Source organism: Burkholderia sp. Tr-20390 (assembly GCF_017104595.1).
Classification (GTDB): Bacteria; Pseudomonadota; Gammaproteobacteria; order Burkholderiales; family Burkholderiaceae; genus Burkholderia.
In genome coordinates this window covers 1-25,122 of the sequence record NZ_JAAGPC010000083.1, presented here as the reverse complement: position 1 = coordinate 25,122, position 25,122 = coordinate 1, and the positions used below count along the sequence as shown (strand labels likewise).

Sequence of the window (25,122 nt, the reverse complement as noted above, 5' to 3'; positions counted from 1 at the left end):
TGCGAATCAGCGGCTAGAATGAAGCCCAACGCGGCATGCCCGCCGCGCGAGGGCAACGATGAGACATGACCAGGCGGCAACCGCAGCCACCGACAGCGACGAAACGCCCGCGCCTTTGCGGCGACGCAAGGCGCACATCCGCGAGTCCAACGAAGCGCATCTGCTCGCCTGCGCGGAGGCCGTGTTCGCGGAACGCGGGCTCGACGGCGCGAGTACCGCGATGATCGCGGAGCGTGCCGGCCTGCCGAAAGCCAACCTGCATTACTACTTCCCGACGAAGCTTGCGCTGTACCGCCGCGTGCTCGACGACCTGTTCGAGGACTGGCATCGCGCGGCCGGTTCGTTCGAGGCCGACGATGATCCCGTCGAAGCGATCGGTGCCTACGTGCGCGCGAAGATGGCGCTGTCGCGGCGGCGCCCGCTCGGCTCGAAGGTCTGGGCCAACGAGATCATCCACGGTGCGGAGCACATGCAGGACATCCTGTCGGAACGCGTGAAGCCGTGGTTCGATACGCGCGTGAAGGTCATCGACGGCTGGATCGCGCGCGGGCTGCTCGCGCCGATCGACGCGCATGCGCTGATGTATCTGATCTGGTCAACCACGCAGCACTACGCGGATTTCGACGCGCAGATCCGCGCGCTGAGCGGCAAGCGCACGTTCACGCAGAAGGCGTACGACGAGAAGACCGAGCAGGTCGTGCAGCTCGTGATTCGCGCATGCGGGGCGGTGTCGCCGGAGGCGAAGCGATCGGAATGAGCGCTATAGCGCGCACCGCGCCGCTGCGCGGCTCATCGCTGCGCCGTCACGGAAAAGCTCGCCGGTCGGTTGCCTTCAGAACGGAACCAGCTCCAGCGCATGGCTGCTGGACCAGTGCGATTCGCTGTTGACGACGTCGACCGCGCTGCGCGGAATCACGGGTTCCAGTTCCAGTTGCAAACTCAACCGGCTCCCCGCCTCCGGCACGCCGTGCGCCAAGACGACAACGCCCGAGCGCGGATGCAAGCCGACTCTGCCGGCCGGCTCCGACGGTTGCTGACCGGCATGCTCGACACGGCCCAATGCAACGGACCTGCCATCCAGATTGGCGTCGCCGGCTGTCACGGAAAGCACGCCCTGCTGACCGAAGCGAAACGCGCCGTCGTCGAGCGCATCGCCGCGAAGGAAAATCGCCATGCGCACCGGCTCCTTGCAGAAGATGCTCACCGACACGAGGCGTTTTCCCAACGAGTATCCGAAGGGCGATGCGGGCTGCCCCAGAATGGTTTGCCGGTACTGGGCACCGTAGTCGAGTTGTGCGTGCCCGGTATGCATCCGGCAATTGTCCGCGGCCTGTGCGGCTCCGCCCAGGCTCAGGCCCGCGCACATCGTCCACGCCCACCGGCGAATGCGTTTCGGTTGTTGCAACATGTCGTCTCTCGAAGCCAGGGGCTCATTGAAGAATGCATCGGGCATCGGCGCTTTCGAACAGCGCACCGGAACCCGAGGGCTCGGGCAATGCATATTGCAACCGGCACTGCCTGCCGTCCGGCAACGCCACCTGCAACACCTCGTCGCCGGCGCCGTTGTTCAGAAACACCTGCCCCTGCTCTAGCACCATGCCGACATATCGCTGGCGGCCATCCAGCACATAGGCGCCGGCGGGCAGCGGATTGCCGTCGGCGTCGCGCGCATTGAGCAGCACCCGGCGCACGCGGGCAAGTTCGAAGTCGATCCGGTTCACCGATCCGCGCCCCGGATCGACCTGCCGGGTACCGTTGCCGATATCGACGTTGCGCGGCAAGGTATGGGTCATCACCTCCACGCGATTGCTGCTGTATGCAGAGAGCCGGGGCACCACCGCACGCCCCCAGAGGTCGGTCCACACCGGCCCCTGCGGCGTATTGATCTTCACGTTCGATACGCCCGACGCCGACACGATGCCGAACGTGTCCTGCACGGGATAGGGAGAGAGCGTCACCCCGTTCGCGTGCAGCACCACGCCGCCCGAGGCCCCGGCGTAATACGACCGGGCGCGCTTGCCGGTATCGGAGAAACCCAGGTTGACCTGGGCAATGCGCGGCGTCGCCGCCATTTGACCTGCCACCGCGTTGCTCCGGTCGCGCGTGTTGCGATCCACGTTGACCGAGTAATTCAGGTTATCGCCGATCCGCTCGCTGTAGCTGGCGCCGAAACGCGTATAGCCGCTCGCATTGCTTGCATAGGTGCGGACACTGCGCTTGCCGAACGGGATGCTCAACGACGCGTAATAGGTGTTGCCGGGCCTGTCATATGCACGGCTCCCGTAATATCGGTCCTCCCGGCGCGGGCTGAGATCGCGCTCGACGTTAAGCGACACGGTGCCGAACGCGAAGCTCTTGCCCCACGAAAGGTTCAGCCGCTGCGTACGCTCCCCGTTCTGTTGATTCGTGAATGCGTAGCCGAACGTCAGACCGCCCAGCCTGGCATCGGACCAGGCCAGCGCTGCGGTATGCCGGCTCCGGTAACGCGATGCAGCGAACCCGGTCCGGTCGACATCGACGGTGAAATCGTCCAGCGTGCGATAGCCGTTGCTCTGATACGCACTGCTGAAGCTCATGCTCAGGTTCTCGTGCAACCCGCCGAAAATGCCCGAGACCTCGATTTCCGTGCCCGACTTCGTGGCCTGCAACGACATACGCTGCTGCAACTTGACGCTGCTCGACTGCGACACGCGCATATCCACGCCCCAACTGGCGGCCTGGTATCCGGGAGCGAACAGCGCTGCCACGCCGACATTACCGCGCTTGCCAAGCGCCCAGTTGCCGCTCGCGCTCGCCACCCACGGATTGCGGGCCTTGTTGCCGTCGAGATTGCGACGCTTGCCCAGCGCGAACGCGTAGCCCGGCCGCTGCCCGAGCGCCCCCGCGCCGATCGACGCAGCGGGCACGACGAAGCTGCGTCGCGCACCATCGGACTCGATGACGGTCACCTCCAGGTCGTTGCTGTCGTTGAGCAGCGGCAAGTCCGTAAGCGAGAAGGGGCCGACCGGCACGACCGTGGTATAGATCAACCCGCCCGCCTGGCGCACCTCGACGCGCGCTTGCGATTGCGCGACGCCTTCGACCATGACGATGTTGCGCTCCTGCTTGCTCAGCGCGGCATCGGGAAACACCTGGATGCCGGTCAACGGCGCGCCGGTCAGCACGGAGTTGGCGATATTGATCTGTCCGGCCTGTAACGTGGCGCCCCATCGCAGCCAGGTTCGCTGGCCGTATGCGTAGAGGTGGCGACTCTGGAATCCTGAATTGTCCTGACGTTGAGAATAGGCGCGGCTGCGCAGGATCCAGTCGCCGGCGTTCACGCCGATTTCGGTGTTGAGCGACAGGAAGTTCGAGCCCGGCATGCCGCTCGCCTCGCTGCGCAGGGTCATCAGCTCGTAGTTCAGCAGCGCCGCGTTGCCGCCCCGGCTGTAACCGGAGAAATCCGCCACCGCCTGACGAAGCGCCGTGGTCGGTACGACGAGCCGAACCTCTTCCCGCCCCGGCTTGAGCGCCACATCCGTGCCGGGGAATGCCCGCGCGAAGTCGTAGCACGTGTCGGGTTCCGCATCGCCGGGTATCGCGTACTTTGCGTCGGGCACAACCATTCCGGCCGCATCCAGAAACGCGCGATCGAAGCACGGCGCGCCGTTCTCGTCGAACCGCGTATTGATCCGCCCTCGCCGAATGTCGTTGACGTAGACGACAACGCGGCTGCGGCCAGGCCGATACCGCGGCATGGTGCGGAAATAGTCGGCGATCTGTGGATCGAGCCCGCGCTGCTGCAGGATGCTCGTATCGAAGTTGAAGGCTGCATCGACGGACGCCGGATCGAACGCGGTTTCCGTGGTCGTCGCTTGGACGGCGGATGCCGTGTCAGGCGGCGTGGCTGTCTGCGCGTGCGCCCGCGACGGGTAGGCACTCGCCAGCAACATCAACAGCGATGCGGCCGTCCCATTGCGGTACGCGTTCGATTCGCGTTGGGGCCGTACCGGGCGCGCGGCACGATCGAGCCGCATTACTGTTGCGTCGCGAGGTTGACGAGCGGGGCCTCGTAGCTGTCGACTTCGTAGCCGTAGATCGTCGCCGGCGACAGTTTGACGCCGGTTGCCCGCGCACCGGCCCCCTTCGGCAGCGAGACTTCCACGGTGCTTTCGGGTAGCACATAGGTCTTGCCCAGATCCACGGCGGTCTTTTCCGGCAGAAGTTGCACGCCTTGCCCCAGACGCACCACATACGGGCTGTCGTTGCGCACGCGCAGCTTGCCGTCCGCGACCGACCACTGCAGCAGCGTCCAGGGTGAGGCGTGCTTCGCGAGCTTGGCGGGATGGATGATCAACGGCAGATTCTGGCGAATCGTCATGCTGATGCGCGCCTTGCCGTCGGGGCCCTTGGGTGGAATGCCCTCGAACGTCACGCGTTTGAGCCGTTGCACCTGGAGCGGCGCCGGGCTCTGCAGCAGGAATCGCACCAGTTGCGTATCCTGGCCTTCCACCCGGCTCACCGGCGGCACCGCCACGACCAGCAACGCTTGATCTTCCGGCGTGTTCTGTATGGATGCATGCAGCAGCAGCGGAATCGACTCTGTATTCTTCACATTCATCGTGGCTTCGCCGTCCGCTTCGTTCAGGATCACCACGGAAGATTCCGGCAGGACGCCCGACGCTTGCGCAACGGCCGGAACGCTCAGGCATATCGGCAATCCAGCCGTCAGAATGGCCTTCGCCAATGCATGCCGGCACGACGAGAAAAACTGAAGATGAGACGATAGACACACGACACGGCTGCACATGATTAGCAATCCAACTTAAATGGATTTTATGGACGAGAATGACTGTCACGTCCGAGTTTTGAGGAAATTCAACGAGAGCAGCGGAAGAGGCCGCTGCGGCGATGTGGCGGTTACCGCCAAGCGCGCTATTCGAGAGGGCGGACGTTACAGGTAGCGGGGTTCCAGCGTGGCGAGACCCTCGGTCACGAGATCATCCGTGAACAACGATGCCGGCTTCGAAATGAACGATGGCGGAAACCGGCTCGTCGGTGTCTCGAGCGCCACGGGCCGCTCCCCTGCCCGCCAGCACGGCCTTTCCACGAACAGGGACGGTCGCGCAAGCGATCTCATCGGGTCCGGATCCTCTTCCCCGTTTATAAGGCCAAGGCAGTTGCGTACCGGCGCGATTGTCGGTCACGTCGAATCCGACCTTGGCCGGTTGCTGGGCCCATTCCCGTCATTGATCTGCCTGCCGAAAATGAGCGTTCGGGAAACGACAGGCCGAACGTCAGCCGTCCGGGCCCGCTCCGACCGCGCCTTTTTACAGATAGGTCAGATCGAGGGTCGCCGAACCATCCAGATCGACATTGCCACTGGAAAGATCCAAGTCCGACAATTTGTTGATCGTCAGGGTCGCCGCTAAATAGATTGCGATGGACTTGTATGCGCCCGGCGTCAAGCTGCCTGGATCCGCAAACGCTTTGCGCGCGCTACCTTTCGTCATCAGCCTCGCCTCGTCGTAAGCCCACGCGTTGGATCCAGCCGGAGCCGCCAGGACATCCAGCTTGGCGTCACCGCCGTCGCTCATGGCGCTGAAAGCGGTCAGTGTGTAGTAGCCGACCTTCCCCTTGCCCAGGCCGAACTCGAAGTCTTCTCCCGTGCCGCCGGCGGCCGTACCCGCGCGGTTGTCCCGCACGCTCAACGCGACCTTGGTGGCTGCATTGCAGGTCACGGCGACAGTCTGCGACTTGGGAACGAATTGTGTCGTCTTGTTCTGGTGAAGATTTTCCGACGCGATGACGCCAAAATCATAGACGCCGCCGTTGCTGATCGTGAGATTGCACGCACCATCGGGCACGATCTTGCCGGCGACCTTGATCTCCGTCGACGTGTCCGCCTGCGCATGACCGGCAGCGACCAATGAACCGACAACCAGCCCCAGTCCTGCGAGTTTCTTCTTCATCGCCTTATTCCAATAGAAAACGAACCAAAAAAATGAAGGCCCGAGTCAAGCATCACACGTGCCGATATCGGACAAACCATCGCTCCACCACGCGGATACATTGACCACCCGGTGCCTGTTATTTCCAAACCCGCGCCACCGTCAGGGTTTGAAGAACTTCCCTCGAACACAGTGGACCGACAAGCGGAGTCAGCCACGAAATGAGCGGTCGCTACAGGTATACAAGTTCGAGGGTCGCGGAACCGGCGATCTCCATCTCGTCGGTGAACGGAATGTCTTGAGGCTTGAAAGAGACCGAGATCCGCAACATGTCTTGCATCCACGTGCCCGCCGCCGGATCCGATCCTCCAACACCCCATGAATAGGTACGCCCGCGGATCACATGCCATCCCCCCCAGGAAGCGCTCTCCCACGTGTCGCCATAGGAGTGGAGAAGCGATTGCGCTCTTTTTCCGTCGACCACGCGGTAGTCACCGGTACTTAACCCCATGTAGTACGAACCAATTTTCGGATTGCTCAGACTAAATGATTGATCGTGCTGATCGCCTGCACCGACGTTGTCGATCAGCACGAATCCGACCTTGGTCGGGCGCGGACAGCCCACCTGAAACGACATGCTGCGTTCAAGCGTAAAGTACGAATCCTTGGGAAAATCGTCTTTCGACAGATTGCCGATATCGACGACGCCGCCGTTTTCCAGCGTCAAGTTGCACGCGCCGACCGATCTGATTTGACCGTTGAGACTCAGGTCGACCTGGCCGTTGAATTTAAGATCGTCCGCCGATGCCGCGCCCGTGCTCGACAAAGTGCAGGCGAGCACGGAACGTACACACCACTGCTTCAAGCTCATCTGAATATCCCTTTCGTTTGGAATGGCATGGTCGTCCGCTTCCAGCATTATCATTCGGATTGCGAATCATTTTCCGCTAGGTGCGTCGTGCCGACGGTTCGATTCACCTCATTCCCACGTGCGTCTCTCGAAGGCACGATCGCCCGAGCGCTGGCAGACACGCGGCATCCGGAGCCCATGCGTCGACAGCCGCTACGCCAATTCCAGCCCCCACCAACGGCAGCAATACGGACCGGTATCTCGTCACTCAGGCCTCCGCGCTAACGCAGGCGCTCGAGAGATGCGACTCGAACGTCAGCCGTTGCAGCCGTCCGACATCCTGATCCAGTCCGGATCTCACCTGTTTACAGATAGGCCATTTCGATAGTCGCCGAGCCATCCAGATCGACACTGCCGCCGGATAGATCCAGTTCCGACAGTTTGTTGATCGTCGGGATCACGGTCAGATTGGCCGTGACGGTCTTGTATGCGCCGGGCGTCACGTCGCCAGGTTTCGCAAACGATTTGCGCGCGCTGCCTTTCGTCATCAGCCCCGCCGCATCGGAAGCCCACGCGTCGGATCCAGCCGGAGCGGCCACGATATCCACACCGCTGTTGTCACCCGTGGCACCGCCCAGACTCAGCGTGTAGTAGCCAACCTTGCCGTTGCCCAGGCCGAATTCGGTGTCGTCGCCCGCGCCGCCGGCGGCCGTGCCGGACCGATTGTCCCGCACGTTCAACGCAACCTTGGCGGCCGCATTGCAGGAGATGGACACGGTCTGAAGCTTGCCCGGGAGTTGCGTCGTCTTATCCTGGTAAAGATTTGCCGACGCGATGGAGCCGAAATCATAGACACCACCGTTGCCGATCGTGAGATTGCACGCATCGGGCAAGATCTTGCCGGTGATCTTGATCTCCGCGGAGGTTTCCGCCTGCGCATGACCGGCAACGGCCAATACACCAGCTACGAGTCCCAATCCCGCGAGTTTCTTCTTCATGTCTTACTCCGATCAATATGAGCCGAAAAATGATGGTCCGCCAAACGTGCTGACTCCGGAAAAACCGTGGCGCCATCGCGTGAACAAATTTACCGCCCAGGCCCCGGGACAGGCCATTCGGAAGAGTCTGTTTTTCACCGGGAAATATCTGACCAGCCACTCAGCCCATTCGCGATCAATCTGCGTTCAAGTATGGTTAGCGGCAATATCATCCAAACAAACATTCGCCAGAGGGGCCACCAGCTTATGGATGGTGTGTTTGGCCAATAGAGATCAATTGCGCAGAGGGGACAGTGAATCGTCGTATTGTGATCGTGGACGACCACCCGCTGATTCGAATGGCGGTACGAATGGTCCTGGAGCAGGACGGCCATGAAGTCGTCGCGGAATGCCGCACGGGGGTGGACGGCGTCCAGGCTGTCCGGACGCTCAAGCCCGATCTGGTTGTCCTGGATCTGGTCATTCCCGATCTGGACGGCTTCTCGGTCATGGAGCGCCTGCGCGGCACCGAACTGAACGCCGGCATCCTGGTGCTCACGTCCGGTGACACGCGCAACTATGCAATGCGTTGCCTGCAAGCCGGCGCGTCAGGCTTCGTTTGCAAGGACGACGGGCTGGATGAAATATCCAAGGCCGTGAAGGCCTTGCTCGCCGGCTATTCGTATTTCCCGCAGGTGGTCACCAACATGCTCCGCGAAAACTTGCAGGAGGTCGCGACGAGTGAAGGCACCGGCGCGACCGCAGGACTCGATGGCCTCACCGACCGCGAAATGATGGTCCTCGGCCTGCTGGTTAAAGGAATGAACAACCAGGAAATCGGACGTACCCTCATGCTCAGTCACAAAACGGTGAGTACCTATAAGGTACGTCTCATGAGCAAGCTCCACACTTCGAATATGGTGGAACTCGTAAAGGTCGCACAACGAAACGGTTTGGTCACATCCTAGCGGGTTTCGTATCGATTGATCAACAGGCCCATACGAGGCCTCCAAAAACAAAACGGGCGACGAGCAGCGCACGAGAGAATCCCGCACGATACCCGTCGCCCGCGTCGCAGCGTGCGAACTACGCTTGATACGTTACGCGATGCGCTCGATCGCGATCGCCGTCGCCTCGCCGCCGCCGATGCACAGCGACGCGACGCCGCGCTTCAACCCGTACGTTTCGAGCGCGGCCAGCAGCGTCACCATCACGCGCGCGCCCGATGCACCGATCGGATGCCCCAGCGCGCACGCGCCGCCGTGCACGTTGACCTTCTCGTGCGGCAGGTCGAGATCGCGCATCGCGGCCATCGGCACCACCGCGAATGCTTCGTTGATCTCGAACAGGTCGACGTCGCGCAGGTTCCAGCTGGTCTTCTCCGACAGCTTGCGCAGCGCGCCGATCGGCGCGGTCGCGAACAGGCCCGGCTTATCCGCGTAGGTCGAATGCCCGACGATCACGGCCTTCGGCGTGAGGCCGAGGCGCTCGGCTTCCGAGCGGCGCATCATCACGAGCGCGGCCGCGCCGTCCGAGATCGACGACGCATTCGCGGCCGTCACCGTACCGCCATCGCGGAACGCAGCCTTCAGCGTCGGGATCTTGTCGAGCTTCGCCTTGCCCGGCTGTTCGTCGATCGACACGACCGTTTCGGTCTTGCCGGCCTTCACGGTCACCGGCGCGATCTCCGACACGAAGTGCCCGTCGGCGATCGCCCGTTGCGCGCGCGTCAGCGACGCGATCGCGAACGCATCCTGCGCCTCGCGCGTGAACTGGTACGCCTGCGCGCAATCCTCGGCGAACGTGCCCATCAGGCGGCCTTTCTCGTACGCGTCCTCGAGCCCGTCGAGGAACATGTGATCGAGCACCTGCCCGTGACCCATCCGCATCCCCGCGCGCGCCTTCGGCAGCAGGTACGGCGCATTCGTCATGCTCTCCATCCCGCCCGCGACGGCCACGCCTGCCGAGCCCGCCAGCAGCAGGTCGTGCGCGAACATCGCGGCCTTCATCCCCGAGCCGCACATCTTGTTGACCGTGGTCGCACCTGCGGCGAGCGGCAGCCCGGCCTTCAGCGCGGCCTGCCGCGCCGGCGCCTGGCCCTGGCCCGCCGGCAGCACGCAGCCGAACACGATTTCATCGATGCGCTCGGCCGGCACGTTCGCGCGCTCGAGCGCCGCGCGAATCGCTACCGCGCCGAGGTCGCTCGCGCTGGCAGCCGCCAGGTCGCCCTGAAAACCGCCCATCGGCGTACGCGCCATACCCACGATTACGATCGGATCCTGAGTCGTCATGATTCGTTTCCTCCAGTGTCAGCGCGGTGCCATGCGCAACGCGCCATCGAGACGGATGACTTCGCCGTTCAGCATCGTGTTCTCGGCGATGTGGCGCACCAGCGCCGCAAATTCTTCCGGGCGGCCGAGCCGCGGCGGGAACGGCACGCTCTTGCCAAGCGCATCCTGCACGTCCTGCGGCATGCCGGCCATCATCGGCGTCGCGAAGATGCCCGGCGCGACCGTCACGACGCGAATGCCGAAACGCGCGAGCTCGCGCGCGATCGGCAGCGTCATGCCCACCACACCGCTCTTCGACGCCGCATACGCGGCCTGCCCGATCTGCCCGTCGAACGCCGCGACCGACGCGGTGTTGACGATCACGCCGCGCTCGCCTTCCGCATTGGGCTCCTGCTTCGACATCGCGTCGGCGGCCAGGCGGATCATGTTGAACGTGCCGACCAGATTGATCGACACCGCGCGTGCGAAGCGGTCGAGCGAATGCGGGCCCTCGCGGCCCACCACCTTCTCGCCCGGCGCGACGCCCGCGCAGTTGACGAGCGCGTCGATGCGGCCGAACGCGTCACGCGCGGCGGCGACGGCCGCCTGCCCATCGGCTTCGCTCGTCACGTCCGTCTTCACGAAGCGCGCAGCCGCGCCAAGCTCGTGCGCGAGGCCCGCGCCGGCTTCTTCGTTGACGTCCAGCAGCACGGCCTTGCCGCCTTCCGCGACCACCATGCGCGCCACCGCGGCGCCGAGGCCGGAACCGGCGCCCGTGATCAGAAAAACGCGATCCTTGATATCCATTCGCAGTCCGTACAGGTTGTGTTCAGGGTTGAGCGGCCTTCTCGGCTTCCATCTTGCGCAACACGAAGCGCTGGATCTTGCCGCTCGGGGTTTTAGGCAGCGCGTCGACGAAGTCGATCGCGCGCGGATAGGCGTGAGCGGACAGCCGCCGCTTCACGTGCAGGCTCAGTTCCTCGGCCAGCGCCGGCGTGCCGTCGTAGTCTTTCGACAGCACGACGAACGCCTTGACGATCTCCGTGCGCTCCGCATCAGGCACGCCGATGACGGCGGCCTCGCTCACGGCCGGATGCTCGATCAGCGCGCTTTCCACGTCGAACGGGCCGATCCGGTAGCCGGACGACGTGATCACGTCGTCCGCGCGGCCGATGAAGCTCACGGTGCCGTCCGGCTCCAGCTCGACGTTGTCGCCGGTCCGGTAATAGCCGCCCGCGATCGCCGGCGTGTCCTGCTGCCAGTAGCCGTGGAACCACAGCAGCGGCGAGCGCGCGATGTCGATCGCGAGGTTGCCCGGCTCGCCGGGGCCGAGCTCGCGGCTCGCGTCGTCGAGCACCGCGACGCGGTAGCCGGGCATCGCAAAGCCGGCCGACCCGGCGTGGACCACATGCGCGAGGCCGTGGTGGTTGTTCACGACCATCCCGAGTTCGGTCTGACCGTAGTGATCGTAGATCGGCGCGCCGAGCGCCGCGTCGAACCAGCGCACGACTTCCGGATTCAACGGTTCGCCCGCGCTGCTGACCACGCGCAGCTTGCCCTTCAGCCGCGCCGCCGCCTCCGTGCCGGCCGCCATCAGCATCCGGTAGGCCGTCGGCGAGCCGGCGAGGCTCGTGATCCCGAGGCGTTCGATCACGTCGTACGTGCTGTCGACCGTGAAACCGCCTTCGTAGAGTGTCGTCGCGTGGCCGAGCAACAGCGGGCCCGTGATCGCGTAATAGAGGCCGTACGCCCAGCCCGGATCGGCGATGTTCCAGAATCGGTCGCCGGCACGCAGGTCCACCGCGTCGCGCATGTATGCGCCGAATGCGAGCAGCGCGCGCAGCGGCACCGGCACGCCTTTCGGCAACCCCGTCGTACCCGACGTCGACATCATCATGAACAGGTCCGTGCCCGTGCGCAGCACCGGCTCGAACGCGTCCGACTGCGCATCGAGCGCCGCGCGGAAATCGATGTCGCTTTCCGGCAGCGTCTCGCCCGGCTCGCGCACCGTCGCAACGGCCGGGCAACCGGCGATCTCGTCGAGCTTCGCGCGATTCGCGACGTTGGTCACGACCAGGCGTGCGTCGCTCATGCGCAGCCGGTGCTCGATCGCTTTCGGGCCGAATGCGGTGAACAGCGGCTGGTAGACGGCGCCCGCGCGCCACGTGCCAAGGATCGTCGCGACGAGTTCGGGCGTGCGCGGCAACAGGCCCGCCACCACGTCGCCCGGCTTCACGCCCAGCGCGACCAGCAGGTTCGCGACGCGAGCCGACAGCGCCTTCATCTGCGCAAACGTGTAGCGATGGTGCTGCCCGCCGGCGTCGATCCAGTCGAGCGCGATCGCGTCCGCCGATGCGTGGCGGTCGCAGCATTCCACGCACGCGTTCAGGCCGCGCTCCAGGTCGCCGTGCAGTTGCTGCGCGGCGGTCTCGATACTGAACCGGGCCACGGCGTCGGCGTAGGCCGGCACCGCGCGGGCGGTAGCTCCATCAGACATGCGTGTCTCCTGTGCGTTATGGCCGCCGGCGAGCCAGGGGCGCGACGGGGATAGTTCGATAGTAGACAGCCCGTACATTGCAATCAATGACAAACCGAATCTAGAATCGTGATCGCTTTTGCCATGTCGGGAGGAGGCAGGAAAATGGGGCCGCAGATGATTTCGCCGGATTTCGTCGACGACGCGCTCGCGTGCCTGCGCCGGCAAGGCCTTCCGACGGAGGCCGTGCTGCGTGCCGCCGGCCTGCCGGCCGCCGTGCGCGAGCCCGTTACGCCGCAGCAGTACGGCAGGCTGTGGCTCGCGATCGCCGGTGCGCTCGACGACGAATTCTTCGGGCTCGCCGCGCGCCCGATGCGGCGCGGCAGCTTCACGCTGCTGTGCCATGCGGTGCTGCACGCCGGCACGCTCGACAAGGCGCTGCGGCGCGCGCTGCAGTTCCTGCGCGTGGTGCTGGACGAGCCGCATGGCGAGCTCATCGTGGCCGACGGGCAGGCGCAGATCGTGCTGACGCAGACGGGCGCGCCCTACCCGGCGTTCGCGTACCGGACGTTCTGGCTGATCCTCCTTGGCGTCGCGTGCTGGCTGATCGGCCGGCGCATCCCGCTGCAGCGCATCGACTTCGCGTGCCCGAGCCCCGGCCAGCGCAGCGACTATCACCAGTTCTTCGGCGTGCCCGTGCATTTCGACCGGCCCGACAGCCGGCTCGCGTTCAACGCCGCATACCTCGCGCTGCCGACGATCCGTTCCGAGCAGGCGCTGAAGACCTTCCTGCGCGGCGCGCCCGGCAACCTGCTCGTCCGCTACCGGCACGATACGGGCTGGGTCGCGAAGACGCGCGCGCAGTTGAAGGCGCTACCGGCCGCGGAGTGGCCCGACTTCGATACGCTGGCCGTGCGCCTCGGCACGACGCCCGCGACGCTGCGGCGGCGTCTGCGCAGCGAAGGGCAAAGCTTCGCGGCAATCAAGGACGAGCTGCGCGGCGCGCTGGCGCAGTCGCTGCTGCGCGGGCATGCGCTCGGCGTCGCGGAGATCGCGGCCGAGCTCGGCTTCACCGAGCCGAGCGCGTTTCATCGCGCATTCCGGAAATGGACGGGCACGAGCCCGGGTGCGTTCCGGCGGGACGTGCATGCGGCGGAGGGGGAGCCGGGGGTCGCGAACGGATGATGCGGCGGGCAGTCGTCAACACCGAATGCCCGGCCGGCACGGAAACGCTCACGCGACGCCCTGCAGCGGCCGCGAGAACAGCTTGCACCCCGCGTAGTAGACGAGCGACGTCAGCGACAAACCGACGATCCACGACACGTCCGCGCCGCCGAGCCGGCTCGCCAGTTCTCCCGTATAGAGATCGGTCGCCATGAACGGCGCCTGCGCGACGATGCCGATGAGATACGAGCCGACGGCGATCGTATTGAAGCGCCCGTAGATGCCGCCGTCCTGCCGGAAAAACGAATCGACGTCGTACTCGCCGTGACACACGAGGTAATAGTCGACGAGGTTGATCGCGGTCCACGGCACGAGCACGTACAGCAGCAGCAGGATGAAGTTCGTGTAGCCGGCGAGGAAATTGTCCTGCCCGAACAGCGCGATCGCGAGCGCGATGCCGCACAGGACGATCGCGGTGATCGCCCGCGCCCGCGCCTTGCCCGACCACGACGGAAAGAGCGTCTGCAGCACGGTGATGGCCGACAGCGCGCCGCAATACAGTTCCATCGCATTGCTGGCCGCGATGCCGAACGACAGCACGACGATCACGAGCACGCTGATCCCTTGTGTGAGGCCCGTGAGGCCGCTCACGACATTGCCGTCAGGCGTCGCGAGCCCTACCAGGCAACCGAGCAGCATCGGGAAGAACGAGCCGAGCACGCAGCCCCAGTAACTCGACCAGAACGCCGTGCGCGGCCCGGTATCGGGCGGCAGGTAGCGCGAATAGTCCGATACGTAAGGCGCATAGGCGATCTGCCACAGCGCGGCGACCGACATCGCGCCCAGGAAGCCCGACAGGTTCAGCGAATGCTTCGAGAACGTATCGGCGGGCAATCCGTGCACGAAGATGATCCACACGAACGCCAGCACGAGCACGCTGCCCGAGCACCAGCTCAACAGCCGCGCATACGCGTGGATCAGCTTGTAGCCGTAGATCGATCCGAGCAGGCTGATCAGGCCGATCACCACCACGCCCGCATCGAGCGGAATGCCGGCGTTCAGGCTGTGCAGCGCCTGCCCGCCGAACACGCAGTTCGATGCGAAGAAGCCCACGTACATCACGACGACCAGCCCGACCACGAGCAGCGCGCCGAACGACCCGAACTGCCCGCGGGTCTGGATCATCTGCGGCACGCCGAGCTGCGGCCCCTGCGCGGAATGCAGCGCCATGAAGACCGCGCCGATCAGGCTGCCGACGAGCGTGGCGAGCGCCGCCCACCAGAACGGCTGCTTGAACACCGTGGTCGCGAGCGATCCGGTGACGATCGTCAGCATCCTGATGTTCGACCCGAACCAGATCGTGAACAGATCCTTCGCGCTGCCGTGCCGCTCGGTCAGCGGAATCGGCTGGATGGTGCTTTCCTCGAGATGAGCAATGGACTCGCCCTGACTCATTTCGTCTCCTTGTTTCTGTTGTGATGTTCATGGATTCGGGGGCTGAAGGGTGACCGGGAATACGTCGCCGGCTCAAAAACGTGCGTGCTTCAACACGCCGGCCATACCATTTGCATTCCTTATCAATACGCAGTAAGCGACACATCGCCCTATCGCGATCACCGCCCATGACACCCAGTCTTCACCCGGTCAGATTTCCGCTCCGGTGGCCGCACGCAATTGGCTCGTCTCCGAACCGGATCCTGTGGTTTGGCACGCTTGCGCCCGATGCTCATCGGACGCAAGCGCGTCGCTCAATCGTCAGCAGTCGATCCCGAGCACTTCGCGCGCAGTGGCATCCACGGCCTTGCGCATCGTGTCGACCAGTTCATCGATTTGCGCGTGATCGATCACCAGCGGCGGCGCAACGATCAGTCGGCCGTTCGTCGAACGCACGATCGCGCCGAGTTCGAACCCGACGGTCCGGCTGTGCCAGGTCAGGTCGGCCTCGTTCGCAAAGCGCTCGCGCGTCGCCTTGTTCTTCGCGAACTGGATCGCGCCGACCGCACCCACACCCTGGATCTCGCCGACGAGCGGATGATTGCTGAACGCATCGCGCAGCGCCTTCTGCAAGTACGGCCCGGTATCCGTCTTCGTCCGCTCGACGAGGCCTTCGCGCTCGAGCACGTCGAGGTTGGCCAGTGCGACGGCGGCCGCGACCGGGTGCCCCGAATAGGTCAGCCCGTGCGCGTAAACACCGCCTTTGTCGACCAGCGCCTCGCCGACGCGCCGGCTCATGATCAGCCCGCCCATCGGCACGTAGCCCGAGGTCAGGCCCTTGGCCATGCAGATCAGGTCCGGTTCGAAGCCGAAGTGACGATGCGCGAACCACTCGCCGGTGCGGCCGAAGCCGCCGATCACCTCGTCGGCGCACAGCAGCACGTCATACTGACGGCAGATACGCTCGATCTCCTGCCAGTAGCCGTCCGGCGGAAAGATCATCCCGCCCGCCCCTTGGAACGGCTCCGCGACGAACGCGGCCACACGGTCCGCACCGATCTCGAGGATCTTGCGCTCGAGCGACAGCGCCGCCTGCTTGCCGAATGCCTCGGGGCTCAGGTCGCCGCCATTCGCGTACCAGTACGGTTCGTCCACGTGCGTGATGTTCGGAATCGGCAGGTCGCCCATTTCATGCATGAACGCCATCCCGCCCAGCGACGCGCTGCCCACCGTCGACCCGTGATAGCCGTTCACGCGGCCGATCAGCACCTTCTTCTGCGGCTTGCCCATCACTTCCCAGAACCGCCGCACGGTGCGAATCAGCACTTCGTTCGATTCGGATCCCGAATTGGTATACACCACGTGACTGAAGCGATTGCCGAGCAGCGCGAACAGCCGCTCCGACAGTTCGATCACCGACGGGTGCGTCGTATGAAAGAACATGTTGTAGTAGGACAGTTCCTTCATCTGCCGCGCGGCGGCGTCGACCAGCTCCGGCCGCCCATAGCCGACGTTGGTGCACCACAGCCCGGACATGCCGTCCAGGTAGCGGTTGCCGTCGTTATCCCATAGATGGATACCTTCGCCGCGCACCATCACGCGCGCGCCTTCCTCGTTCAGCGCCTTCTGGTCGACGAATGCGTGCAGGTGATGCGCGGCGTCGCTGCGTTGATAGTCCTGTGTCGTACGATGCGGAAAGTTGGGCGCATTCATGGGCGAGTCTCCGGTTCGTTGTGTGGATAAAAAGCGTGGTCGTGTTGCGCGGCGCAACCGCGTGCGGCCTGCCGCGTCGAATCAGTAACTGATCCAGGTCGTCTTGAGGCCCGTGTACTTGTCGATCGCATGCAGCGAAAGATCGCGGCCGAAGCCCGACTGGCGGAACCCGCCGAACGGCGTCTGCGCGCTCAGCGCATCGACGGTGTTGACGGACACCGTGCCGGCACGCAGCCGCCCGGATACGCGGTGCGCGCGCGACAGGCTGCCGGTCCAGAGCGACGCGGCCAGCCCATAGATCGAATCATTCGCGAGCCGGACGGCCTCGTCCTCGGTGTCGAACGCCATCACCGACAGCACCGGCCCGAAGATCTCCTCGCGTGCGATGGCGTCGTCGTGCTTCACGTCGATGAAGATCGTCGGCTCGATGAAGTAGCCCTTGCCGTCGACGCGCGGCGCGCCTCCGCCGATCGCGAGCGTCGCGCTATCGCGGCCGCGTGCGATCCACTCGCGCACGCGCCGATGCTGCTGCTCGTCGACGATGGCGCCCATCCCGCTCGCCGGATCGAGCGGATCGCCCGGCATGAACGCGGCGGCATGCGCAATCAGCCGGTCGACGAACGCATCGTGAATCGAACGCTGGACCAGCAGCCGCGAATTGGCGGAACACACCTCGCCCTGGTTGAAGAAGATGCCGAAGCACGCCTTGCGTGCGGCCAGGTCGAGATCGTCCGTATCGTCGAAGACCAGGTTCGGGCTCTTGCCGCCGCACTCGAGCCACACCTGCTTCATGTTCGACTGCGCGGCGTATTCGAGGAATTTCTTGCCGACGGCCGTCGATCCGGTGAAGGCGAGCACGTCCACGTCGGGATGCAGCCCGAGCGCACGCCCTGCGGTTTCGCCGTAACCCGGCACGACGTTCAGCACGCCCGGCGGCAGGCCGGCCTCGAGCGCCAGTTCCGCGAGACGCAATGCGGACAGTGGCGACTGTTCCGCCGGCTTCAGCACGACACTGTTGCCGGCCGCCAGCGCGGGCGCCACCTTCCACGCGACCATGTCGAGCGGAAAATTCCACGGCACCACGGCGCCGACCACGCCCAACGGTTCGCGCGTGACGACCGCGAGGTTGCCGGGGTCGGTCGACGCGACTTCGCCGTGCAGCTTGTCGACGGCTTCGCCGTACCAGCTGAACAGGCCGCCCGCGGCCGGCACGTCGATGCTGAACGCATCCGCCACGCGCTTGCCCATGTTGAGCGAGTCGAGCAACGCGAGCTCCACGCCGTGCGCTGCGATGAGTTCGCCAAGCCGGCACAGCACGCGCTTGCGCTCGGCCGGTGCGCAACCTGACCAGACGCCGGATTCGAACGCGTGACGCGCGGCACGCACTGCGTCGTCGACGTCCGGTGCATCGCACGACGCGACTTCCGCGATGACGGCCTCCGTCGCCGGATTGATCGCGGCAAACGTCCGGCCGCTTCGAGCCGGCACGCCGCGCCCGCCGATATGCGCGAGCGTTCTCGGGACCACTTGCGCCGCGAGGCGTCTCCAGTCCGCGTGCTGAAGCGTTTCTGCTGAAGTTGGGTTCATTCAAGACTCCGTTTTGACGACCAGGCGTTTATGCGTTGTTCTGCGCCTGAACTCGACCCGACGAAAGACGCCAGCGGGCACGACCGATGCCCATGACCGCCGCGCATCGCCGCAGTCGTCCGGTTGGCAAACTGTCGGTCGTCAAAAAGAGATTTGAAAGAACAGTTTTTCTTCTCATTGAAGAGGTTATTTCTATTCATTCCGCGGTCGTGCAGTGGGTTTTCCTGCCACGCCGCAATCCTGGTGCGGTTTGTTTGCGTGTGATCACATCGGCTTTCCGATGAGATTCGACGTGTCATCCGCAGCGACACCTGGCCGGTACGACGTTGCACCCCGCCCAGTCCGACCACATACTGGTCGGCCAGTGGGAACAAGGATGCTGACGATGGTGAATGTCGATCATGGCGCCTCTTCGATCTTCGGCGTGATCGGAACGGCCGTGTCTTTGCTGGCGGCGATTCCGTATGCGCTCGCCATCTACCGGCGCACGATTCGCCCGCATCTGTTCACCTGGCTCGTGTGGTCGGTCGTCACGGCGATCGCGGCGGCCGGCCAGTTCGTCGCGGGTGCCGGGCCGTCCGCGTGGTGCACGGCAGCCATTGCCGTTACCTGCTTTCTGACGCTGGTGGCAAGCATCTTTCGGGGAGAACGCGGCTGGACACGCGTCGACTGGTTTTTCCTGGTCGCGGCCCTGTCGGCCATTCCGCTGTGGATGCTGACCAACGACCCGACGCTCTCGATCTGTCTGGTCACGCTGATCGAGCTGGCCGGCCTCGGCCCGACCGTCCGCAAGACGATCCGCGATCCGTGGAGCGAGAGCCTCGCGTATTTCGCGCTGTGCGTGCTCAAGTACGCGCTGGCCTTGCTGGCGTTGAGCACGTGGAGCGTCGCAGTCGCGTTCTATCCGGCCGTCAACGTCGTCGCGTCGATCGGCATCTGCGTGGTGATGCTCGTCCGGCGCCAATCGCTGTCGAACGCGCGGTAGACGGTATTCGTCGGTGCGGTATGTTCGTTGCTGCTGTTGCTCGCCGGTATGAGCTGAACCACAGACCTTCGGAGACGATGCGAGGCCCTGAAATGGATACAATCCGTACAACTATCGAACCCAGCGAAATCGCGCTTCGTGCCGCGATGCTGGCCAACGATGTCGAAGCGCTCGATGCGTTGCTGGACGACGACCTGGTGTTCACCGTTCCGACCGGCCAGGTCATCACGAAGGAAGATGACCTGGCCGCGCATCGCGCGAAGCTGCTGCGCCTCGACAGGCTCGATGTGCAGGAAACACACGCATACGCGATCGGCGAGATGATCCTGACCACGACGAAGGCGAGACTCGCCGGCCATTTCGACGGCACGGCGTTCGACGGCATGTTTGCCTATACTCGGCTCTGGCGCCGATCATCCGCTGGCTGGCGCGTCGTCGCCGGGCATGCATCGCAGGTCGCGTAGCTGCGTCGTGCGCGACGTTCCTTCGAGTCGGCAAGCCCCGCGAATCCGGCGTTGAGTCGATGCGAGCCGGGCGATACCCCGACGAAGGTGTCGACCATCACAGGAGACGAGATGCACCAAGCATTCACCGTACGCGCTGCCCGTACCGCGGACGCGGACGCACTCACCCGGCTGGCTCGCATTTCGAAGGCACACTGGGGCTATCCGCAGGACTGGCTGGACTTGTGGCAGAGCGATCTCGCGATTGCGCCGGAGACGATCGACGGGTCGATCGGATACGTTGCGGAGTCCGGCGCGGCAATCATCGGGTTCTGGGTCCGGGCGTCATCGGAATCGGATCGCCCGACGCCCGGATGGCTGTTCGTCCATCCCGACCACATGGGCCGCGGTGTCGCCCGGGCACTGTGGGAAGAGGTCCGCAGGGAAAGCGCCGCGAGGGGGATCAGAAGCTTCGTGATCGAAGCGGACCCCAATGCGCTTCCGTTCTATCTGGCGCTCGGCGCCGAAAAAATCGGCGAAAAGGAATCGAGCGTCGTCCCGGGCAGGTACTTCCCGATCGTGAGGATCACGATCTGATTGCAACGTCCGTCGGCACCGCCGCCAGACGCACCCGGTATCGCCCATCTCATGCTGACTGCAACGTCATCGCGCGGCGGTCCTCGAGCTTGAACTCGCCGACCGTCTGCGCGAGCCTGGCGGCCTGCTCGCGCAGCAACGTCGCGGCCGCCGCCGACTGTTCGACGAGCGCCGCGTTCTGCTGCGTCGCATTGTCGAGATGCGACACCGCCTGATTCACCTGCTCGATCCCCGTGCTCTGCTCCTTGGCGGCGACGGTAATTTCCGCAATCACGCTCGTGATGCTGCGCACGCCCTCGACGATTTCGTTCATCGTCGTACCGGCCGTCTGGACGAGTCCCGAGCCTCCCTCGATCTTCTCGACCGACGAGTGAATCAACTGCTTGATTTCCTTGGCGGCCTGCGCGCTGCGCTGCGCGAGCGCTCGCACCTCGCCCGCGACGACCGCAAAGCCCCGGCCGTGCTCGTTCGCACGTGCGGCCTCGACGGCAGCGTTCAACGCGAGAATGTTGGTCTGGAACGCGATGCCGTCGATCACGCCGACGATGTTGGCGATCTCGCTCGACGCCTGCGTGATCTCGTTCATCGTCGAGACGACTTCGCTGACGACCGTGCCGCCGCGCACCGCGACGTCCGACGCCGATTCCGCCAGACGGCTCACCTGGCTCGCGGCATCGGCCGAGTTGCGGGCCGTGCCGGCGATTTCCTCGAGCGCGGCGGCGGTTTCCTGCAAGCTCGATGCAGCATGCTCGGTCCGGCCGGACAGATCCTGGTTGCCCTGCGCGATCTCGGCGCTCGCGAGGTTGACGGATTCGCTGAACTCGCGAATCTGCAGCAGGATCGTACTGATCTTTTCGGCGAACAGGTTGAACGCATGCGCGATCTGCGCGGCTTCGTCCGCGCCGTCGGCAGGCAGGCGTTTCGTCAGGTCGCCGCTGCCGGTCGAGACATCCGTCAGCGCGTCGCGAACCAGCAGGATGCGCTTGAAGGCCGCGTTCGTCATCGCACCGACGAGCGCGGCCGCGATCACGGCCACGATCAGGATCGCCGCCAGCGTCGTCGTCGCAACCGCGCGCATGCCGGCCGTCACGTCGGCCTTGTCGAGCGCGAGCACGAGGGACCAGTCGGTACCGGCGATCGGCTGGGCCCGCAGCAGCTTGGTGGCGCCGTCGATGTCGACCGCGACGGGCTCGGACGCGGTTTGCAGCGCGCCGAGGTGGTCGGCGTCGAGTGCCGGCGAAAGACCGGTTGCCGGTTTCATGATCAGGTCGGTCTTGGCCGACGCAATCACGCGTCCGCTCTTGTCCACCAGAAATGCGAAGCTCGCGGGTGTCGGGTGTACCGAGGTCACGATCGAGCTCACGCTCTCCATGAACAGGCTGGCGGCCAGCACGCCCTTCACCGTGCCGTCGCGCACCACGGGCACCGCGAACGCGACAGCCGGCTTGCCGGTCGTTGCATCACGATAGAGTGCCGTCACGACCAGGCTGCCGGCGCTGACGGCCTGCTTGTACCACGGGCGTGATGTCGGATCGTAGCCGGGTGCGAGCGGCACGTTCGAGAACGCGGTCTTGTCCGGCAGGCCGAGCGTCAATACCTCGAAGCCGCCCGACTTCCCAAGCAACTTCAGCGCCGGCAGCGGGTCGCCCTCGCCGATCGGGATCGTGTCCGCGAGTGCCTGGGTTTCCCGGCCTCGGCTGGCCACCCATTCGTTGATCGCCAGCGCGTGCCCGGCGAGGATCGACTTGTGATTCTGGTCGATTGTCTCGTCGTTGTGTTGCTTGACGACGTAATAGACCAGGCCGCCTGTCACGGCCAACGCCGTTACCACGATGGCGACGCAGGTCGCGAGTATCCGTGCACGAATCGAGGACAACATGATGACTTCGATCTCCGTTACCGCGTTATATGAATGGGGTCGCCGAAAGCGGGCAACGTCCTGTTTAACGACAGCGGCTGCGGGAACTTAAGGCCTGACTGGCCAGACCAGTGCGGGCAACGGATCGGCGGAACCGTGGATCGGAAGACGCACGGGCCGATCCGACAAGATCGGATACCGTGCGAGCTGACCGGGGCGCGTAGCAGGGAGCCTTGAAGAACCGGCAACGCTCGTCCGGATACGCGGAAGGTTGCCATGTTCCGGTTCGCCGAAGGGTTGACGGTCTATCTGCATCACGGTCCGGTCGACTTCCGTATGGGCAACTGCGAGAGCGCACCGGGTTCAGCATATCGAAGCAAAAGGACGAGACGCGGTATCCATTCCTTTCTGGCACGCGTGCTCGATGGGTCGCCTACGATTGGTATCCACTTGGCTCGTGGCCGGCGGTAAAGGGTATTACGCAATGTCGACGCGTTCGGCAGCAGATTTTTTTCTCTCGCCACAATATTCGCGCGCCTGAAACGTCTTCAGGCACATGGAATCGCCACCCACTTCGCACACGATGACCGACCCAGACCGCGACATCACAGCGACAGTGATGCGTGAACGATCGAGGCTAGTGAATTTCATCCGGCGTCGGATTCGCGACCCGGACGACGCCGAGGACATCCTGCAGGATGTGTTTCACGAATTCGTACAGGCGTATCGACTTCCTGCGCCAATCGAGCAGGCGAGTGCATGGCTTTTCCGTGCCGCGCGCAACCGCATCGTTGACCGTTTTCGCAAGAAGAAGGAACAGCCGCTGACCGATCTGCCCGAGGTCGACGATGACACAAACGGTGAGTATCGCCTGGACCTCGCGCTACCGGCGCATGATGCCGGCCCCGAAGCACGCTACGCGCGCACGCTGGTGCTCAAGGCCTTGCAGGATGCGCTCGACGAGTTGCCGACGAATCAGCGGGAGGTATTTATCGCACACGAGCTGGAGGGCCAGTCTTTCAAGGAAATGGCCGCACAGAGCGGTGTCGCGCTCAATACGCTGCTCGCTCGCAAACGCTATGCGGTCTTGCATTTGCGTGCCCGACTGCAGCCCATTTATGACGAACTGGATAACACCTAGAGGAATCGACAGATGAATTTCCGAATCAGATGTGCAGGCAAGGCGCTTCTCGTGTTGATCGCGATAGGCGTGCTCGGATGGGTCGTCATGATGTTATGGAACTGGGTCATGCCGGCGCTATTCGTCGGCGCCCGTACGATCGACTTCGCCCATGCGCTGGGCCTGCTCGTGTTGAGCCGCATCCTGTTCGGCGGATTCCGCGGACATCACGGCTGGCGCGGTCGACGCCACTGGCGCAAGTGGGAGTCCATGACCCCCGAGGAACGCGAGCATTTCCGGACCGCGTGGCGATCCGGCAGCAACCGGCCCACGGGAGAATGAACATGCCCGACAAATCAACGGGCGGCTGCAAACAGAAGCCGGGTGTGATTGCGCCGGTCGTCGATCTGAAACGTTGCGAAGGCAAAGGGGATTGTGTCGCCGTTTGTCCCGAGAACGTGTTCGAGATCCGGCGCATCGACAAAGTCGATTACCTCGGCCTTGATCTGATGCATCGCCTGAAGCAGCGTGTACATGGAATGAAGGTCGCCTATACGCCGAATGCGCACGCGTGCCGGTCATGCGGACTATGTGTGACGGCGTGCCCCGAGCGCGCAATCACGCTCGCCCGTACGGTGTAGCAACCTCCGTGTATCGCCGATATCGAGCGACAGCGCGGCATCTCTGATGAGAGATGCCGCCGCTGAATACTGCGTCGACCGAATCAATCTCTTCAAGGAAACGCACATGGCTTCACCCACCATCGCTCTTCTGCAGCGGCTCCACGAAGAGAGCCGGACCGAAATCGTCGCCCGCGCCCGTGCGCAGTTCCAGGGATCGAACGAGGATTTTCTGTCGTTAGCCGAGGAATACGAAGCGATCGCGCCCCGTCTGCGGGGGCGGTTTCTCGAAACGTTCGGGCTGTCCAACGACGACTTCGATTCCCCCGAAGGCAGTCCGCTATCGTTGGCCGTGTCGCCGGAAACGGGCGGATTCTTGCGCAACATGGTGCTCTCGAAACGACCGGCCAGAATCCTTGAACTCGGCAGTTCATGCGGCGTATCCACGCTGTATTTCGCCGAGGCGCTGCGCACGTTGGGACGTGGCGTTGTCATCGCGACCGAATGTGATGCGCTCAAGTGTGCACATTTACGCGCTCACGTCAGGACGGCGGGCCTGGATGCCTATGTCGACATGCGGGAGGGTAACGTATTCGAGACCGTTGCCGAACTGGACGGTACGTTCGACATGGTGTTTTTCGACGTATGGGCCGACGCCTATCTGAGGCTCTTCAAGCAGATCGAGCGCCTGCTGCGCCCGGGATCGGTCGTACTGGCCGACAACATGTACACAGCCGAGGACGCCGTTCGACCGTACAAGCACTACCTCGACAACGACCCGCGGTTTTCGACCACGACCCTGGACTTTGAATCGGGGGTTGAATTTACGGTCGTCGTTTCTTGAGTGGCGATGCCGTCGAAGCGGTTCTTCCATGGGATCTCGGGCTAAAGAACATCGCCGCCCGTTTCGATTTCTTGTGCATTTCCGCCGCTGAAATGCAAAAACCCCCGCCTTTCGGGCGGGGGTTTTCGGCTTAGGGAGCCTGACGATTACCTACTTTCACACGGGAATCCGCACTATCATCGGCGTAGAGTCGTTTCACGGTCCTGTTCGGGATGGGAAGGGGTGGGACCGACTCGCTATGGTCATCAGGCAAA

At 64.2% G+C, this 25,122-nt stretch carries 24 protein-coding genes and 1 rRNA gene; 11 read left to right on the top strand and 14 right to left on the bottom strand.

The features are described from left to right. The first annotated feature begins 58 nt into the window (after positions 1-58). The gene (locus G3N98_RS21990; RefSeq protein WP_175240529.1) at positions 59-757 is read left to right on the top strand and encodes a TetR/AcrR family transcriptional regulator; all 699 of its coding nucleotides are present in this window, start codon (positions 59-61) and stop codon (positions 755-757) included. Positions 758-832: 75 nt separating this feature from the next. Here G3N98_RS21990 and G3N98_RS21985 read toward each other — a convergent pair whose 3' ends face one another. The 6 genes from G3N98_RS21985 to G3N98_RS21960 all read right to left on the bottom strand — a co-directional run bounded on the left by G3N98_RS21985 (position 833) and on the right by G3N98_RS21960 (position 7,778). Beyond that, the gene (locus G3N98_RS21985; RefSeq protein WP_175240528.1) at positions 833-1,453 is read right to left on the bottom strand and encodes a hypothetical protein; all 621 of its coding nucleotides are present in this window, start codon (positions 1,451-1,453) and stop codon (positions 833-835) included. Then, positions 1,431-4,016, bottom strand: coding sequence for a fimbria/pilus outer membrane usher protein (locus tag G3N98_RS21980; RefSeq protein ID WP_206149217.1), 2,586 nt, complete (start codon positions 4,014-4,016; stop codon positions 1,431-1,433). Before G3N98_RS21980 ends, G3N98_RS21985 begins: the two co-directional genes overlap by 23 nt. Then, a complete protein-coding gene (locus tag G3N98_RS21975; protein ID WP_206149216.1) occupies positions 4,016-4,789 on the bottom strand; it encodes a fimbria/pilus chaperone family protein in 774 nt (257 codons plus the stop codon). The genes G3N98_RS21980 and G3N98_RS21975 overlap by 1 nt, the downstream gene beginning before the upstream one ends. A gap of 520 nt (positions 4,790-5,309) precedes the next feature. Beyond that, complete coding sequence (locus tag G3N98_RS21970) at positions 5,310-5,951, bottom strand: DUF1120 domain-containing protein (RefSeq protein ID WP_089476567.1); 642 nt, start codon at positions 5,949-5,951, stop codon at positions 5,310-5,312. Between the two features lie 211 nt (positions 5,952-6,162). Then, positions 6,163-6,849 (bottom strand): DUF1120 domain-containing protein, encoded by a 687-nt coding sequence (locus G3N98_RS21965; protein WP_206149215.1) that lies wholly within the window; start codon positions 6,847-6,849, stop codon positions 6,163-6,165. 296 nt (positions 6,850-7,145) lie between these two features. Further along, on the bottom strand, positions 7,146-7,778 hold the full coding sequence (locus tag G3N98_RS21960) for a DUF1120 domain-containing protein (protein WP_089476565.1): 633 nt from the start codon (positions 7,776-7,778) through the stop codon (positions 7,146-7,148). Between the two features lie 293 nt (positions 7,779-8,071). Here G3N98_RS21960 and G3N98_RS40360 point away from each other — a divergent pair, with 293 nt between their 5' ends. Next, complete coding sequence (locus G3N98_RS40360; protein ID WP_175240523.1) at positions 8,072-8,725, top strand: response regulator transcription factor; 654 nt, start codon at positions 8,072-8,074, stop codon at positions 8,723-8,725. A 132-nt stretch (positions 8,726-8,857) separates the two neighbouring features. On the opposite strand, the gene G3N98_RS21950 is transcribed toward G3N98_RS40360, so the two are convergent. Genes G3N98_RS21950 through G3N98_RS21940 form a run of 3 tightly spaced genes read right to left on the bottom strand, consistent with a single transcriptional unit; the run spans position 8,858 to position 12,524 of the window. Next, positions 8,858-10,048: an acetyl-CoA C-acyltransferase gene (locus G3N98_RS21950; RefSeq protein ID WP_206149214.1), complete on the bottom strand. Its 1,191-nt coding sequence runs from the start codon at positions 10,046-10,048 to the stop codon at positions 8,858-8,860. An 18-nt stretch (positions 10,049-10,066) separates the two neighbouring features. Further along, a complete protein-coding gene (locus tag G3N98_RS21945; protein WP_089434060.1) occupies positions 10,067-10,834 on the bottom strand; it encodes a 3-hydroxyacyl-CoA dehydrogenase in 768 nt (255 codons plus the stop codon). A gap of 22 nt (positions 10,835-10,856) precedes the next feature. After that, a complete protein-coding gene (locus G3N98_RS21940; protein ID WP_206149213.1) occupies positions 10,857-12,524 on the bottom strand; it encodes an acyl-CoA synthetase in 1,668 nt (555 codons plus the stop codon). 144 nt (positions 12,525-12,668) lie between these two features. Here G3N98_RS21940 and G3N98_RS21935 point away from each other — a divergent pair, with 144 nt between their 5' ends. Further along, positions 12,669-13,688 (top strand): AraC family transcriptional regulator, encoded by a 1,020-nt coding sequence (locus G3N98_RS21935; protein WP_206149212.1) that lies wholly within the window; start codon positions 12,669-12,671, stop codon positions 13,686-13,688. Between the two features lie 48 nt (positions 13,689-13,736). Here G3N98_RS21935 and G3N98_RS21930 read toward each other — a convergent pair whose 3' ends face one another. From G3N98_RS21930 to G3N98_RS21920, 3 genes are all read right to left on the bottom strand, one after another. After that, positions 13,737-15,122, bottom strand: a complete 1,386-nt coding sequence (locus tag G3N98_RS21930; RefSeq protein WP_206149211.1) for a cytosine permease — start codon at positions 15,120-15,122, stop codon at positions 13,737-13,739. A gap of 300 nt (positions 15,123-15,422) precedes the next feature. Further along, entirely contained in the window at positions 15,423-16,814 is a 1,392-nt protein-coding gene (locus tag G3N98_RS21925; protein WP_206149210.1) for an aspartate aminotransferase family protein, read from the bottom strand. A gap of 81 nt (positions 16,815-16,895) precedes the next feature. Then, positions 16,896-18,401 carry an aldehyde dehydrogenase gene (locus G3N98_RS21920; protein ID WP_206149209.1) on the bottom strand — a complete coding sequence of 502 codons (1,506 nt, stop codon included), beginning with the start codon at positions 18,399-18,401 and terminating at the stop codon, positions 16,896-16,898. A 92-nt stretch (positions 18,402-18,493) separates the two neighbouring features. On the opposite strand from G3N98_RS21920, the gene G3N98_RS21915 reads away from it, so the two are divergent. From G3N98_RS21915 to G3N98_RS21900, 4 genes are all read left to right on the top strand, one after another. Continuing rightward, positions 18,494-18,685, top strand: a complete 192-nt coding sequence (locus tag G3N98_RS21915; protein ID WP_206149208.1) for a hypothetical protein — start codon at positions 18,494-18,496, stop codon at positions 18,683-18,685. A 101-nt stretch (positions 18,686-18,786) separates the two neighbouring features. After that, on the top strand, positions 18,787-19,386 hold the full coding sequence (locus G3N98_RS21910) for a hypothetical protein (protein ID WP_206149207.1): 600 nt from the start codon (positions 18,787-18,789) through the stop codon (positions 19,384-19,386). A 92-nt stretch (positions 19,387-19,478) separates the two neighbouring features. Further along, the gene (locus tag G3N98_RS21905; protein WP_206149224.1) at positions 19,479-19,850 is read left to right on the top strand and encodes a nuclear transport factor 2 family protein; all 372 of its coding nucleotides are present in this window, start codon (positions 19,479-19,481) and stop codon (positions 19,848-19,850) included. A gap of 111 nt (positions 19,851-19,961) precedes the next feature. Beyond that, on the top strand, positions 19,962-20,426 hold the full coding sequence (locus G3N98_RS21900) for a GNAT family N-acetyltransferase (RefSeq protein WP_206149206.1): 465 nt from the start codon (positions 19,962-19,964) through the stop codon (positions 20,424-20,426). Between the two features lie 49 nt (positions 20,427-20,475). Here G3N98_RS21900 and G3N98_RS21895 read toward each other — a convergent pair whose 3' ends face one another. After that, a complete protein-coding gene (locus G3N98_RS21895) occupies positions 20,476-22,305 on the bottom strand; it encodes a methyl-accepting chemotaxis protein (RefSeq protein WP_206149205.1) in 1,830 nt (609 codons plus the stop codon). A 535-nt stretch (positions 22,306-22,840) separates the two neighbouring features. Between G3N98_RS21895 and G3N98_RS21890 the strand changes: the two genes are divergently transcribed. The 4 genes from G3N98_RS21890 to G3N98_RS21875 all read left to right on the top strand — a co-directional run bounded on the left by G3N98_RS21890 (position 22,841) and on the right by G3N98_RS21875 (position 24,868). Beyond that, a complete protein-coding gene (locus tag G3N98_RS21890; protein ID WP_089429234.1) occupies positions 22,841-23,425 on the top strand; it encodes a sigma-70 family RNA polymerase sigma factor in 585 nt (194 codons plus the stop codon). A 12-nt stretch (positions 23,426-23,437) separates the two neighbouring features. Further along, positions 23,438-23,746 (top strand): hypothetical protein, encoded by a 309-nt coding sequence (locus tag G3N98_RS21885; RefSeq protein ID WP_089429233.1) that lies wholly within the window; start codon positions 23,438-23,440, stop codon positions 23,744-23,746. A 2-nt stretch (positions 23,747-23,748) separates the two neighbouring features. Then, positions 23,749-24,045: a 4Fe-4S dicluster domain-containing protein gene (locus G3N98_RS21880; RefSeq protein ID WP_089430070.1), complete on the top strand. Its 297-nt coding sequence runs from the start codon at positions 23,749-23,751 to the stop codon at positions 24,043-24,045. Positions 24,046-24,151: 106 nt separating this feature from the next. Further along, positions 24,152-24,868 carry a class I SAM-dependent methyltransferase gene (locus G3N98_RS21875; RefSeq protein ID WP_206149204.1) on the top strand — a complete coding sequence of 239 codons (717 nt, stop codon included), beginning with the start codon at positions 24,152-24,154 and terminating at the stop codon, positions 24,866-24,868. A gap of 137 nt (positions 24,869-25,005) precedes the next feature. On the opposite strand, the gene rrf is transcribed toward G3N98_RS21875, so the two are convergent. After that, positions 25,006-25,118: ribosomal RNA gene (gene rrf, locus G3N98_RS21870) — 5S ribosomal RNA — on the bottom strand. Positions 25,119-25,122 lie beyond the last annotated feature (4 nt).

What these genes read in the sequence shown, in the direction of transcription:
- G3N98_RS21990 (WP_175240529.1), top strand. Translation starts at nt 59, where the DNA reads ATGAGACATGACCAGGCGGCAACCGCAGCCACCGACAGCGACGAAACG.
- G3N98_RS21985 (WP_175240528.1), bottom strand. Translation starts at nt 1,453, where the DNA reads ATGCCCGATGCATTCTTCAATGAGCCCCTGGCTTCGAGAGACGACATG.
- G3N98_RS21980 (WP_206149217.1), bottom strand. Translation starts at nt 4,016, where the DNA reads ATGCGGCTCGATCGTGCCGCGCGCCCGGTACGGCCCCAACGCGAATCG.
- G3N98_RS21975 (WP_206149216.1), bottom strand. Translation starts at nt 4,789, where the DNA reads ATGTGCAGCCGTGTCGTGTGTCTATCGTCTCATCTTCAGTTTTTCTCG.
- G3N98_RS21970 (WP_089476567.1), bottom strand. Translation starts at nt 5,951, where the DNA reads ATGAAGAAGAAACTCGCAGGACTGGGGCTGGTTGTCGGTTCATTGGTC.
- G3N98_RS21965 (WP_206149215.1), bottom strand. Translation starts at nt 6,849, where the DNA reads ATGCTGGAAGCGGACGACCATGCCATTCCAAACGAAAGGGATATTCAG.
- G3N98_RS21960 (WP_089476565.1), bottom strand. Translation starts at nt 7,778, where the DNA reads ATGAAGAAGAAACTCGCGGGATTGGGACTCGTAGCTGGTGTATTGGCC.
- G3N98_RS21950 (WP_206149214.1), bottom strand. Translation starts at nt 10,048, where the DNA reads ATGACGACTCAGGATCCGATCGTAATCGTGGGTATGGCGCGTACGCCG.
- G3N98_RS21945 (WP_089434060.1), bottom strand. Translation starts at nt 10,834, where the DNA reads ATGGATATCAAGGATCGCGTTTTTCTGATCACGGGCGCCGGTTCCGGC.
- G3N98_RS21940 (WP_206149213.1), bottom strand. Translation starts at nt 12,524, where the DNA reads ATGTCTGATGGAGCTACCGCCCGCGCGGTGCCGGCCTACGCCGACGCC.
- G3N98_RS21935 (WP_206149212.1), top strand. Translation starts at nt 12,669, where the DNA reads ATGGGGCCGCAGATGATTTCGCCGGATTTCGTCGACGACGCGCTCGCG.
- G3N98_RS21930 (WP_206149211.1), bottom strand. Translation starts at nt 15,122, where the DNA reads ATGAGTCAGGGCGAGTCCATTGCTCATCTCGAGGAAAGCACCATCCAG.
- G3N98_RS21925 (WP_206149210.1), bottom strand. Translation starts at nt 16,814, where the DNA reads ATGAATGCGCCCAACTTTCCGCATCGTACGACACAGGACTATCAACGC.
- G3N98_RS21920 (WP_206149209.1), bottom strand. Translation starts at nt 18,401, where the DNA reads ATGAACCCAACTTCAGCAGAAACGCTTCAGCACGCGGACTGGAGACGC.
- G3N98_RS21915 (WP_206149208.1), top strand. Translation starts at nt 18,494, where the DNA reads ATGACCGCCGCGCATCGCCGCAGTCGTCCGGTTGGCAAACTGTCGGTC.
- G3N98_RS21910 (WP_206149207.1), top strand. Translation starts at nt 18,787, where the DNA reads ATGGTGAATGTCGATCATGGCGCCTCTTCGATCTTCGGCGTGATCGGA.
- G3N98_RS21905 (WP_206149224.1), top strand. Translation starts at nt 19,479, where the DNA reads ATGGATACAATCCGTACAACTATCGAACCCAGCGAAATCGCGCTTCGT.
- G3N98_RS21900 (WP_206149206.1), top strand. Translation starts at nt 19,962, where the DNA reads ATGCACCAAGCATTCACCGTACGCGCTGCCCGTACCGCGGACGCGGAC.
- G3N98_RS21895 (WP_206149205.1), bottom strand. Translation starts at nt 22,305, where the DNA reads ATGTTGTCCTCGATTCGTGCACGGATACTCGCGACCTGCGTCGCCATC.
- G3N98_RS21890 (WP_089429234.1), top strand. Translation starts at nt 22,841, where the DNA reads ATGGAATCGCCACCCACTTCGCACACGATGACCGACCCAGACCGCGAC.
- G3N98_RS21885 (WP_089429233.1), top strand. Translation starts at nt 23,438, where the DNA reads ATGAATTTCCGAATCAGATGTGCAGGCAAGGCGCTTCTCGTGTTGATC.
- G3N98_RS21880 (WP_089430070.1), top strand. Translation starts at nt 23,749, where the DNA reads ATGCCCGACAAATCAACGGGCGGCTGCAAACAGAAGCCGGGTGTGATT.
- G3N98_RS21875 (WP_206149204.1), top strand. Translation starts at nt 24,152, where the DNA reads ATGGCTTCACCCACCATCGCTCTTCTGCAGCGGCTCCACGAAGAGAGC.